The sequence below is a fragment of the Mesorhizobium sp. CA14 genome, assembly GCF_020165195.1.
Taxonomy (GTDB): Bacteria; Pseudomonadota; Alphaproteobacteria; order Rhizobiales; family Rhizobiaceae; genus Mesorhizobium.
In genome coordinates this window covers 1-11065 of the sequence record NZ_JAIUHR010000030.1, presented here as the reverse complement: position 1 = coordinate 11065, position 11065 = coordinate 1, and the positions used below count along the sequence as shown (strand labels likewise).

12 protein-coding genes are annotated in these 11065 nt (G+C 63.9%); 6 read left to right on the top strand and 6 right to left on the bottom strand.

Going from position 1 to position 11065, the window contains the following annotated elements; genetic code table 11:
- Nucleotides 1-32: 32 nt before the first annotated feature.
- Both LB565_RS24730 and LB565_RS24725 read left to right on the top strand, forming a co-directional pair.
- Nucleotides 33-308 carry an AbrB/MazE/SpoVT family DNA-binding domain-containing protein gene (locus tag LB565_RS24730; RefSeq protein ID WP_224588536.1) on the top strand — a complete coding sequence of 92 codons (276 nt, stop codon included), beginning with the start codon at nucleotides 33-35 and terminating at the stop codon, nucleotides 306-308.
- Nucleotides 305-703, top strand: a complete 399-nt coding sequence (locus tag LB565_RS24725; protein ID WP_224588534.1) for a type II toxin-antitoxin system VapC family toxin — start codon at nucleotides 305-307, stop codon at nucleotides 701-703. The genes LB565_RS24730 and LB565_RS24725 overlap by 4 nt, the downstream gene beginning before the upstream one ends.
- A 1-nt stretch (nucleotide 704) precedes the next feature.
- Here the strand turns inward: LB565_RS24725 and LB565_RS24720 are convergent, their stop codons facing one another.
- The 5 genes from LB565_RS24720 to LB565_RS24700 all read right to left on the bottom strand — a co-directional run bounded on the left by LB565_RS24720 (nucleotide 705) and on the right by LB565_RS24700 (nucleotide 5920).
- Nucleotides 705-1502 (bottom strand): phosphodiesterase, encoded by a 798-nt coding sequence (locus LB565_RS24720; RefSeq protein WP_224588533.1) that lies wholly within the window; start codon nucleotides 1500-1502, stop codon nucleotides 705-707.
- A 42-nt stretch (nucleotides 1503-1544) separates the two neighbouring features.
- Entirely contained in the window at nucleotides 1545-2645 is a 1101-nt protein-coding gene (ugpC, locus tag LB565_RS24715) for a sn-glycerol-3-phosphate ABC transporter ATP-binding protein UgpC (RefSeq protein ID WP_224588531.1), read from the bottom strand.
- A gap of 10 nt (nucleotides 2646-2655) precedes the next feature.
- A complete protein-coding gene (locus LB565_RS24710) occupies nucleotides 2656-3570 on the bottom strand; it encodes an ABC transporter permease subunit (RefSeq protein ID WP_224588530.1) in 915 nt (304 codons plus the stop codon).
- A gap of 8 nt (nucleotides 3571-3578) precedes the next feature.
- Nucleotides 3579-4463 carry a carbohydrate ABC transporter permease gene (locus LB565_RS24705; RefSeq protein WP_224588529.1) on the bottom strand — a complete coding sequence of 295 codons (885 nt, stop codon included), beginning with the start codon at nucleotides 4461-4463 and terminating at the stop codon, nucleotides 3579-3581.
- 104 nt (nucleotides 4464-4567) lie between these two features.
- Nucleotides 4568-5920, bottom strand: coding sequence for an extracellular solute-binding protein (locus tag LB565_RS24700; RefSeq protein ID WP_224588528.1), 1353 nt, complete (start codon nucleotides 5918-5920; stop codon nucleotides 4568-4570).
- A gap of 239 nt (nucleotides 5921-6159) precedes the next feature.
- Between LB565_RS24700 and LB565_RS24695 the strand changes: the two genes are divergently transcribed.
- Nucleotides 6160-7200, top strand: a complete 1041-nt coding sequence (locus LB565_RS24695; protein WP_224588527.1) for an endonuclease/exonuclease/phosphatase family protein — start codon at nucleotides 6160-6162, stop codon at nucleotides 7198-7200.
- Nucleotides 7201-7209: 9 nt separating this feature from the next.
- On the opposite strand, the gene tlpA is transcribed toward LB565_RS24695, so the two are convergent.
- Complete coding sequence (tlpA, locus tag LB565_RS24690) at nucleotides 7210-7893, bottom strand: thiol:disulfide interchange protein TlpA (RefSeq protein WP_224588526.1); 684 nt, start codon at nucleotides 7891-7893, stop codon at nucleotides 7210-7212.
- Between the two features lie 33 nt (nucleotides 7894-7926).
- Here tlpA and argH point away from each other — a divergent pair, with 33 nt between their 5' ends.
- The 3 genes from argH to lysA all read left to right on the top strand — a co-directional run bounded on the left by argH (nucleotide 7927) and on the right by lysA (nucleotide 10986).
- Nucleotides 7927-9327, top strand: coding sequence for an argininosuccinate lyase (argH, locus tag LB565_RS24685; RefSeq protein ID WP_224588525.1), 1401 nt, complete (start codon nucleotides 7927-7929; stop codon nucleotides 9325-9327).
- Nucleotides 9328-9455: 128 nt separating this feature from the next.
- Nucleotides 9456-9662 carry a lipoprotein gene (locus LB565_RS24680; protein ID WP_040989264.1) on the top strand — a complete coding sequence of 69 codons (207 nt, stop codon included), beginning with the start codon at nucleotides 9456-9458 and terminating at the stop codon, nucleotides 9660-9662.
- A gap of 55 nt (nucleotides 9663-9717) precedes the next feature.
- Nucleotides 9718-10986, top strand: coding sequence for a diaminopimelate decarboxylase (gene lysA / locus LB565_RS24675; protein ID WP_224588524.1), 1269 nt, complete (start codon nucleotides 9718-9720; stop codon nucleotides 10984-10986).
- Nucleotides 10987-11065 lie beyond the last annotated feature (79 nt).

The window sequence follows — 11065 nt, the reverse complement described above, 5'->3', positions numbered from 1 at the left end:
TCAAACGGTGAACCGCCCTAGCAGGTCACATCATGACGACACTGACGGTTACTGCGCGGGGTCAGGTCACATTCCGGAAGGACGTGCTCAAGCACCTCGGCATCCAGCCCGGCGACAAGATCAGGCTCGATCTTCTACCCGGCGGGCGGGCGGAGCTGAAAGCCGACCAGGGCAAGGGCTCCTGGCAAGAGCTGAGCGGGATGCTCAAGACCAAGACGAACGGCGCACGGCTCTCGATCGATGAGATCAACGATGCGATCGCCGACGCCGGCGCTTCGAGCGGGATGCGCGGAATCGAGCGCAAGTGAAGATCGGCCTCGACACCAACGTGCTGTTGCGCCTTGTCGTCGGGGACGACGAAGCGCAGCAACGGAACGCAGCCGAGACCCTGGAACGGGCCGAGTTGGTCGCGATCAGCGTTCAAGCGCTCTGTGAGTTTGTTTGGGCGCTGGATAGAAGTTACCGGGTCGCGCGGCCCGACATATCCGCCTCGATCCGCCGCATCCTCGATATGCGCAACGTCGTAGCCAACCGACCAACGATCGAAGCGGGCCTGGCTGTGCTCGATGCCGGCGGCGATTTCGCGGATGGCGTGATCGCGTTCGACGCTCAGTGGCTCGGTGGCGAAACCTTCGTGTCCTTCGACAGGAAATCCGCGAAGCTCGTCGAAGGGCTGGGAACGCCCACGCTGTTGCTCGAGTGATCTACCGCACGCGCTGCCCGCTCGCCGGCGACCACAGCGGCCAGCTCTCCAGGAAATCGTGGCTGTGGATGACGACGCGCTGGCCCTCGATCAGGATGATCGAATAGGCGGGCGGTGCCTGCTCGACAACCTCATCCCCGATGAGATCGAGCATGAAGCGGGCATGCAGGCCGCGCTGCGCCGAGAACGGGATACCGGCGACGGTGCCGGCTATGTCGCGGTGGACATGGCCGAAGAAGATGTAGCGGACATTGCCGTGGCGCGTCAGGACATCGATCAGCCGCTGCGGCTGTTCGAGGCCGAGCGGGTCGAGAATCGTCAGGCCAAGCTCGACCGGCGGGTGGTGCAGGAAGACATAGGCCGCCTTAGCTGCCGCCTCGCCAAGCCGCGCGTCGAGCCAGGCAAGCCGGCTGTCGCACAACTCGCCGGTGACGCGGCCTTCCGCCAGACTGTCGAGGAAAACCAAGCGCCCTTCCGGCGTGTCGAGCACCGACTGCACGAAGCCGTTGCCGTCGGTCCCGTTGTCCGGAAAGGCGGCGATCAGATTGGCGCGCCGGTCGTGGTTTCCGGGCAGCAGTCGGTAAGGCACCATGAGCCGGCTCAGCGCCGCCTTCAGGTCGGCATAGGCTTGCGCTTCGCCGGCATCCGTCAGGTCGCCGGTGAAGATGCAAAGAGCCGCGTCGCCATGGCGGGCATTGATATGGTCGATGCAGCGGTCGAGCCGCTCATGCAGATCGGCGCCGTAGCGGATTTCGCTCCGACGGCCGAGATGGACGTCGGTCACCTGGATGATCTTCATTCCGTGAACCCTCAATCGAATTTCGCGAAGTCGCCGATCGCCTTACAGCGCTGGCTCCGGCACCGAGGCCTTGAACACGTCGAGCCTGCCGCCTGTCTCCGAGGAGAAGAAGTGTAGGTCTGTCTCGGCGAACTGCAGGCCGACCGTGCTGCCCGGTTCGGGATGGACGGTCTCCGACGTCACGATGGAGAACGGCGCGCCGTCGAGATCGACATAGATGACGCGGCCGGCGCCCAACTCCTCGATGAGGTCGACGGTCGCCGCGAGCGCTCCGGGCGCGCCCGGCGCCACCATGCGCACCGCCTCCGGCCGGATGCCGACAGCGACTTTCGCGCCGACGGGCAGGCCTGTGCGCGACACGTTGAGCCTGCGGCTGTCGCCGAGCAGAGACAGCCCGTCCAGCGTGACCGTGCCCTCGAGCATGTTCATCGCCGGGGCGCCGACGAAGGTCGCCACGAAGCGGCTTGCCGGCCGGCTGTAGACTTCCGCCGGCGTGCCGACCTGCTCGACGCGGCCGCCATTCATCACCACCAGCCGGTCGGCCAGCGTCATCGCCTCCACCTGGTCATGCGTGACGAAGACCGAGGTGGCGCTGAGGCGCCGGTGCAGCTTGCGGATCTCGGAGCGCATCTGCACGCGCAGCTTGGCATCGAGGTTGGAGAGCGGCTCGTCGAAGAGGAACACCTTCGGCTCGCGGATCATGGCGCGGCCCATGGCGACACGCTGGCGCTGGCCGCCGGAGAGCGCCATCGGCTTGCGGTCGAGCAGGTGCTCCAGCTCCAGGACGCGCGCCACCGCCTGGACACGCTGGGCGCGTTCGGCCGAGGGAATGCCTGCCACCTTCAGCGAGTAGCCGATGTTCTGGGCCACGCTCATATGCGGGTAGAGCGCGTAATTCTGGAACACCATGGCGCAGCCGCGCTCGCGCGGCTCGAGCTTGTTGACCACCGTGCCGTCGATCGCGATCGTGCCGTCGGAAATCTCTTCCAGCCCGGCGATCATCCTGAGCAGCGTGGACTTGCCGCAACCCGACGGCCCGAGGATGACGACGAATTTGCCCGAAGCGAAGTCGAGGTCGACGCCGTGCACGACCTGCGTCTTGGCGTAGTTCTTCTTGACGCCGCGAATGGTGATGGAGGCCATTTTTGTCTCCTTATTTTTCGGTGGCGATGAGGCCGCGCACGAACCAGCGCTGCATCAGAACCACGACGATCAGCGGCGGCAGCATGACGATCAGCGTGCCGGCCATGGCGATATGCCATTCCGGCGCCCCGCCGACATTGGGAATGAGCTGCTTCAGCTCTGTCACCGCCATTGCATGCGACTGGTCCGTGGTGATGAGCAACGGCCACAGATACTGGTTCCAGGCCCACAGGAACATGATGGTGCCGAGCGCCGCCATGTTGTTGCGCGACAGCGGCAGGAGGATATCGACGAAGAAGCGCAGCGCGCCGGCGCCGTCCATGCGCGCGGCCTCGGTCAATTCGTCCGGCACGGTCAGGAAGAACTGGCGGTAAAGGAAGGTGCCGGTGGCGGTGGCGACCAGCGGCAGGATCAGGCCGCTATAGGAATTGAGCAACCCCAGGCTGAGCTGGACCTGAACGCCTGATATCTTCTCGATCAGCCAGGACAGTCCCGTCAGATCCATGATCGTCTGATAGGGCTCCAGCACGTTGGCGACCACCGCATATGTCGGGACGATGCGCACTTCGAGCGGCAGCATCAGCGTGATGAAGATCAGCCAGAAGATCAGCGTGCGGCCGGGATAGCGGAAATAGACGATCGAGAAGGCCGTCAGCGCCGACACGATTACTTTGCCGGCGGCGACGCCGAACGCCATGATGAAGGAGTTCAGCAGCTTCGGGCCGAGATCGGCCGTCGTCCAGGCCGTCTTGATGTTGACCCAGAAATCGCTGCCCGGCAGCAGCGACATCGGCACGTCGTTGACGTCCTTCAGATTGTGCGAGGCGGCGATCGCTACGATGACGAACGGCGCCACGCAGAATACGAAGCCGGCAAACAGGATCAGATGCGTGAAGAAATTGAGGATCGGGGTGCGCTCGACCATGGCCCGCCTCAACGGTAATGCACGCGCCGCTCGATGAAGCGGAACTGGACGATGGTCAGCGCGACGATGAGCAGCATCAGGATGATGCTCTGCGCGGCGGCGCCCGAATAATCGAGGCCTTTGAAGCCGTCGGAATAGATCTTGTAGACCATCAGATTGGTGGCGTTGGCCGGTCCGCCTGCGGTCATGATGTCGACGATGCCGAAGGAGTCCTGAAAACTCTCGGTGATGTTGATGACCAGCAGGAAGAAGATCGTCGGCGTGATCAGCGGGAACTGGATGTCCCAGAAGCGCCGGATGACTCCTGAGCCGTCCATGGCGGCCGCCTCGATCAGCGAACGCGGGATCGCCTGGAAGGCTGCGAGGAAGAAGATGAAATTATAGCCGACATATTTCCAGGAAAAGGCGATGATGATCGAGGCCATCGCGTCGGCGCCGTCGAGGCCCGGGTCCCAGAAGCCCGGCCAGACCTGGTTGACGACGGCCATGAAGCCGGCTTCCGGCGCCAGAATGAAACGAAATGCCAGCGCCAGAGCCGGCGCGGCGATGCCGTAGGGCCAGATCAGCACCACGCGATACAGCCATGAGCCGGCAAGCTGCCGGTCGGTCAAGGCGGCGAGCACCAGCGCGATGACCATCGCAAGGCCCGTGCTGATGCCGGCGAAGACCATGCTGGCGGTGATGGAATTCCAGTAGTCGGCATTGGCGAGGATCGAGCGAAAATTGTCGAGCCCGACCCAGATGTTGCCGCCGCCCCAGGGCTGCTGCAGCGTCAGCGACCAGTAAATCGCCTGGCCGGCCGGCCAGTAGAAGAAGGTGAAGATCAAAAGAAGTTGCGGCACCGCGAACAGGATGCCGATCGTCCATCTGCCGAAAGTGACGCGTTTTTCCATCGATCCGCCGATGCCGTTGAACCGTCAGCCCACCTTCACCGTAAACCTAGATGTGAAATGGCCGCCCGTCGATTCCCGACGGGCGGCCGTTCCAACATCCGGGATCAGGGCAGGGTCTTACCCGGATAGGTCTGCTGGAAGCGCTCGAGGATCGCGTCGCCATTCTTGACCAGAGTGTCGAGGCCTTGCTGGACGCTGACCTTGTTGGCGAAGATCGCCTGCATCTGCGTGCCGAACTCGGCGCGGATCTGGGTGAAGTTGCCGAGGCGGATGCCGCGGGTGATCTCGGTCGGCTCCGACGCGGTCAGGCTCTCGATGGCCACTTCACGGCCCTTGTAAGGTGCCTTGTCGTAGAAGCCGTTTGACTTCATGAAATCGAAGCCCGACTTGGTCACCGGAATATAACCGGTGTTGGTCGACCAGAACAAAGCGGTCTTGGGATCGTGGATGAAGTTGAGGAAAGCGGCCGCGCCCTTGTATTCGGCGTCCGACTTGCCGGACAGCACCCACAGCGAAGCGCCGCCGACCAGCGAGTTCTTGCGCTCGGTGCCGGCGTAGACCGGCAGCTCGGCGACGTCCCACTTCATGCCTTCCTTCTGGGTGCGGCCGACCGTGCCGTGGTCGCCGACCGAGGTCAGGATGAGCTGGCAGGTGCCGGTGGCGAAGGCCTGCACCATATCCTGGCCGAGATCCTTCGACTTGATCTTGATAAGGCCTGCGTCATACCACTTCTTCAAGTCGGTGACGTACTGGACGAACTTCGTCTTGTTGACTTCCAGACGCGCGTCGAGACCGTCATAGCCGTTGTTCTTGGTGGCGATCGGCTGGTTGTGCAGCGCCGAGAACTGCTCCATCAGCTGCCAGCTCTCGTTGGCCGAGATGTTGATCGCCATCGGGCAATCATAGCCGGCGTCCTTCAGCGCCTTGAGGTCGGCGCCGACGTCTTCCCAGGTCTTCGGCGCCTCGGTCTTGCCGATCTTGGCGAAGGCGTCCTTGTTCCAGTACATCAGCGCCGTTGACGAGTTGAACGGGAAGGACAGCATCTCGCCCTTCGAGGTCGCGTAATAGCGGGCGATGCCGGGGAAATAGTCGCTATAGTCGATCTTGTAGCCGTTCTCTTCCATCAGCTTGTCGGCGGGCTTGTAGGCGCCCGACAGCATCATGGTGGCGGTGCCGACGTCATAGACCTGGACGACGGTGGGCTGCTTGCCGGCGCGGAAGGCGGCGATCGTGTTCTGCAGCGTGGCGTCGTAATTGCCCTGGCTGGTGCAGACGACCTGATAGTCGTTCTGGGAATCGTTGAAGTTCTTGCACAGCGTGTCGACGACGCGGGCGAGGTCGCCCGAAAGACCGAACCAGAAATCGAATTTGACCGGCTCGGCAGAAGCAGGAACCGCAAGCGCGGTGCTGAGCACGCCGGCGGCAAGGGCAGCGAAGCCCCGCTTGATGATCGTCATGGTTTTCCCTCTTGAGTGGCAGTGTGACAGGGTTTTGCGCAAGTCCTTGCCCGCTCTCATAGAGAAGGTATGTGACAGTTCTGTTGTGGGCCCGAAGCCCCTGTGGACAGCCAGTCTCTCCTCCCCTGGCAGCGGTCGCGCCGGCATGAAAACGTCACATCGGCGCTCTAGAGAGCTAGTGCGCCGCCAAGCGGCGAAAAGACCTCCGTGATTAACCGGCTAACTGGATGAGAAGAGACATGCTGGTTCCGCAGCTCACGCACGTGCCTCTCGCCATCCGCAACGCGATGCGGGACGGACCGCGCGACAGCGCCACCCATCTGCGCCACGCTGCCGCCGTTCCCGCCCTCGGCGAGATCGAGATCGGCGGCAAGGCGTCGCGCGAGAGTGCCGGCGAGAGCCTGACCGTCATGGCCTGGAACGTCGAGCGGCTGCGCCATGTCGATGCCATCGCCACTACGATCGCCGCCCAGGCGCCGCACGTCGTGCTGCTTTCGGAAGTCGACAAGGGCATGGCGCGCTCCGGCAACGGCCATCTTTTGAGCCGGCTTGCCGATCGTCTGGGCCATTCCTATGCCTATGGCGTCGAGTTCCTCGAACTCGGCACCGGCAATGAAGCGGAGCAGGCGGCAAATGGCGGCGCGGAGAACATTGAGGGCTTCCACGGCAACGCCATAACCAGCGCCGTCCCGTTGCTGCGGCCCTTCCTCGTTCGGCTGGACGCCGCCGGCGCCTGGTTCCTGCCGGAGCACGGCCAGCCCCGGATCGGCGGCCGCATGGCGATCGGCGGCCAGGTAGCGGTGGGCGAGCGCCGGGTCACCGTCGTTTCAGTGCATCTCGAGAACCGCACCGCGCCCGCCGGCCGTGCCGAACAGACGCGCCACCTCCTTGACGCCATCGACAGATATGACGCGGAAGCGCCGGTCCTGATCGGCGGCGATTTCAACACGCTGACCGCGACCTATGAAGAGCGTCACGCCGATCCGGCCGTATGGCAGGCCCGCATCGATGCCGAGCCGGACCGGCTGATGTGCCCCGAACGTCACGAGCCCCTCTTCGCCATCATGGCCGAACGCGGCTACGAATGGCGCGACGCCAACGCGTTCGACAAGCCGACGCAGCGGCGCACGGCGGGCGACGCCACCCCTGCCGGCCATATCGACTGGTTCTTTACCCGCGGCCTCGCGGCAAGCGCGCCGGCGACATTGCCGGCGGTGTTGCCGGACGGCAGCCCGAGCGCCGACCACGAGGCGCTGGTGGTTGCGGTGCGGGTAAGATAGCGGTCGCGATTAGGGTTCGAGCGCCGCTTCCACCAGCCGCTTGGCGTCGGGGCTCGACCATTCGGCTGGGCCGTTCATATGTGCGATCAGGCAACCATCCGCGTCGATCAGCATGGTCACCGGAAGCCCGAGCGCCAGGCCGCGCGTCTTTGCCTCGTTGAACAGCGCGATCGTCGGGTCCCGATAGAAACCGAGCGTCTCGACGCCGATTTCCTTGAGGAACTTCTTCGGCTTCGTATCGTCGCCGGTGTCGACATTGACCGCGATCACCTCGAAGGCATTGCTGCCCTTTTCCTTTTGCAGCGCGTCGAGCGCCGGCATCTCGGCGCGGCACGGCGCGCACCATGTCGCCCAGAGGTTGAGCAGCACGGTCTTGCCGGCATGGTCGGCGATTGTCATCGGCTTGCCGTCCGGGCCGTTGAAGGCCAGGCTCTTCAGCGATTGCGGCGGGTCGGCCGGCTGCAGCGCCGCGACCTGGCCGACGGCCTTGGCGGCGATTTGCTTGGCCCGGTCGGCCTTGGCCGCGCAGGCTGCATCGTCCTTGCCGGCGGCCGCGACGGCCTTCTCGGGAGCATTGTTGCCAGAACCGCTCTCGCTGACATATACCGCGACCGCGCCGGCCAGCACGCCCGCCACCAAAGCGGCGAGGATGAGGCGCGTAGCCGGAAAAAAATATCTCTTGCCGTCTGCCATTTTCAAAACTGCTCCGGAGCACGGGTTATAGCGATGAGCGACAAGAAGGCCAGCAACCAGATGTGGGGCGGACGTTTTGCCTCGGGTCCGGCCGCGATCATGGAAGCGATCAACGCGTCGATCGGCTTCGACCGCAAGCTCTATGCGCAGGACATAAACGGATCGATCGCCCATAGCGAGATGTTGGCTGAAACGGGCATTATTTCGGCGGCCGATCAAGAAAAAATCGCTCACGGGCTGAACACGATTCTGAAAGAGATCGAGGCCGGCACGTTCGAATTCTCGACGAAGCTCGAAGACATTCACATGAATGTCGAGGCCCGCCTTGCCGACCTGATCGGCCCGGCGGCGGGACGCCTGCACACCGCCCGCTCGCGCAACGACCAGGTGGCGGTCGACCTCAGGCTCTGGGTCAAGCAGGAATGCCAGCGCGTCGCCCAGGCATTGAAGGACCTGATCGCCGCGTTCCTGGAACGCGCCGAGGAGCATGCGGCGACCGTCATGCCCGGCTTCACCCATATGCAGGCGGCGCAGCCGGTGACCTTCGGGCATCACTGCATGGCCTATGTCGAAATGTTCGGCCGCGACCTCTCGCGCGTCCACGACGCCATCGAGCGCATGGATGAAAGCCCGCTGGGCGCGGCCGCCCTTGCCGGCACCAGCTTTTCCATCGATCGCTACATGACGGCGAAGGCGCTGGGTTTCCGCGAGCCGACGCGCAATTCGCTGGACAGCGTCTCGGACCGCGATTTCGCGCTCGAGTTCCTGAGCCTCGCCGCGATCTGCGCGACGCACCTCTCCAGGCTCGCCGAGGAGATCATCATCTGGTCGACGCCGCAATTCGGCTTCATCCGCCTGTCGGATTCCTTCTCCACCGGCTCCTCGATCATGCCGCAGAAGAAGAACCCGGACGCCGCCGAGCTGGTGCGCGGCAAGACCGGCCGCGTCAACGGCCATCTCGTCGGCCTGCTGACCGTGATGAAGGGCATGCCGCTGACCTATGGCAAGGACATGCAGGAGGACAAGGAAGCGGTCTTCGACGCCGCCGAGACGCTCGACCTGATGCTGGCGGCGACCGCCGGCATGGTGCGCGACATGACCGTCAACGCCGCCGCCATGAAGAAGGCCGCAGGCGCCGGTCACGCCACCGCGACCGACCTTGCCGACTGGCTGGTGCGCAATCTCGGCCTGCCCTTCCGCGAGGCCCATCATGTCACCGGCCGCGCCGTGGCGCTCGCCGAGGAGAAGAAGGTCTCCCTGGAAAAGCTCTCGCTGGACGACCTGCGCTCCATTCACTCCGGCATCACCGACGATATCTTCTCGGTGCTTGCCGTGCAGAATTCGGTGAAGAGCCGCACAAGCTTCGGCGGCACCGCGCCATCGGAAGTGCGAAAGCAGGTCCGCTACTGGAAAAAGCGGCTCGCAAAAGCTTAATGCAGGTCGCCCAGAAGTGTGCAGCGGTTCTGGGACAACGACATGCATCAAACAATTGCCGGGATGCAAAGCGCTGAAAACTCGGCTAAAAGCGGCGGCACAAGAAACAGTTTCGAACGGATGGATCGATGACCCGTAGCAGGATTTTGGTGACGCTGGCACTGCTGGCGGCGGTTGTCACCGTCACCGCCTGCGGCAGGAAGACCGGCCTCGACACGCCCTATGAGGCGGCCGTGCAGGCGCGCAAGGATGCGGAAAAAGCCAAGCAGCCGGTGCCGCCCGAGCCGGAAAAACCGGTCAAGGACAGGAAATTCATCCTCGATCCCCTGCTCTAGAGCCGGTGAGATCGACCCGATCTCATCGAGCTGCAACTTTCCGGAACCAACACCCGTGAACCATTTCGATTACCGCGATGGCGTTCTCCATGCCGAGGACGTCGCCATCCCCGACATCGCAGCTGAGGTCGGCACGCCCTTTTATTGCTATTCGACGGCGACGCTGACCCGGCATTTCCGCGTCTTCAAGGAGGCCTTCGCCGGCCTCGACGCGCTGGTCTGCTACGCCATGAAGGCGAATTCCAACCAGGCCGTGCTGAGGACGCTGGCCAGGCAGGGCGCAGGCGCCGACGTGGTCTCCGAAGGCGAATTGCGCCGCGCTTTGGCCGCCGGCATCCCGGCCAGCAAGATCCTGTTTTCCGGCGTCGGCAAGACCGCGCGGGAAATGGACTTTGCCCTCAATGCCGGCATTCTCTGCTTCAACGTCGAATCCGAGCCTGAGCTGGAGCTTTTGTCGGCGCGCGCCGTGGCCCTCGGCAAGGTGGCGCCGGTCTCGCTGCGCATCAATCCTGATGTCGATGCCAGAACGCACAAGAAGATCTCGACCGGCAAGGCCGAGAACAAGTTCGGCATTCCCTGGCAGCGCGCGCGGCAGGTCTATGCGCGTGCCGCGCAATTGCCGGGCATCAAGGTGACCGGCATCGACACCCACATCGGCAGCCAGATCACCGAGCTGCAGCCTTTCGACGATGCCTTCGCGTTGCTCGTCGAACTGGTGGGCGTGCTGCGCGCCGACGGACATGCGATCGAGCATGTCGATCTCGGCGGCGGCCTCGGCATTCCCTACCGCGTCGACAACAACCCCCCGCCGCTGCCCGACGCCTATGCCGAGATCGTCAGGAAGCACGTCACCAGGCTGGGCCTGAAGGTGATGTTCGAGCCCGGCCGCCTGATCGTCGGCAATGCCGGCATTCTGGTGTCCGGGGTCATCTACGTGAAGGAAGGCGATGCCAAGAACTTCCTCGTCGTCGACGCCGCCATGAACGACCTGATCCGGCCGACGCTCTATGACGCCTTCCACGACATCAGGCCGGTGGTGCAGCCGCCCGCCTCCACGCCGCGCATGAAGGTCGACGTCGTCGGCCCGGTCTGCGAGACGGGCGATTTCATCGGCCTCGATCGCGATTTGCCGAAGCTGAAGGCGGGCGACCTGATCGCCGTTTCGACAGCCGGCGCCTATGGCGCGGTGCAGGCCGGCACCTATAACACCAGGCTTCTGGTGCCGGAGGTGCTGGTCGACGGCGACCGCTTCCATGTCGTGCGGCCGCGCCAGACCTATGAGGACCTGATCGGACTGGATTTGGTCCCCGACTGGCTGAAATAGCCCGCTAGAGTCTTTCATGTTTTGACGGAAGCGTATCCGGCGTTTTCGAAGTAGTTCTTGCATTCGGTTGCCTCGATGG

What these genes read in the sequence shown, in the direction of transcription:
- LB565_RS24730 (WP_224588536.1), top strand. Translation starts at nt 33, where the DNA reads ATGACGACACTGACGGTTACTGCGCGGGGTCAGGTCACATTCCGGAAG.
- LB565_RS24720 (WP_224588533.1), bottom strand. Translation starts at nt 1,502, where the DNA reads ATGAAGATCATCCAGGTGACCGACGTCCATCTCGGCCGTCGGAGCGAA.
- ugpC (WP_224588531.1), bottom strand. Translation starts at nt 2,645, where the DNA reads ATGGCCTCCATCACCATTCGCGGCGTCAAGAAGAACTACGCCAAGACG.
- LB565_RS24710 (WP_224588530.1), bottom strand. Translation starts at nt 3,570, where the DNA reads ATGGTCGAGCGCACCCCGATCCTCAATTTCTTCACGCATCTGATCCTG.
- LB565_RS24705 (WP_224588529.1), bottom strand. Translation starts at nt 4,463, where the DNA reads ATGGAAAAACGCGTCACTTTCGGCAGATGGACGATCGGCATCCTGTTC.
- LB565_RS24700 (WP_224588528.1), bottom strand. Translation starts at nt 5,920, where the DNA reads ATGACGATCATCAAGCGGGGCTTCGCTGCCCTTGCCGCCGGCGTGCTC.
- LB565_RS24695 (WP_224588527.1), top strand. Translation starts at nt 6,160, where the DNA reads ATGCTGGTTCCGCAGCTCACGCACGTGCCTCTCGCCATCCGCAACGCG.
- tlpA (WP_224588526.1), bottom strand. Translation starts at nt 7,893, where the DNA reads ATGGCAGACGGCAAGAGATATTTTTTTCCGGCTACGCGCCTCATCCTC.
- argH (WP_224588525.1), top strand. Translation starts at nt 7,927, where the DNA reads ATGAGCGACAAGAAGGCCAGCAACCAGATGTGGGGCGGACGTTTTGCC.
- LB565_RS24680 (WP_040989264.1), top strand. Translation starts at nt 9,456, where the DNA reads ATGACCCGTAGCAGGATTTTGGTGACGCTGGCACTGCTGGCGGCGGTT.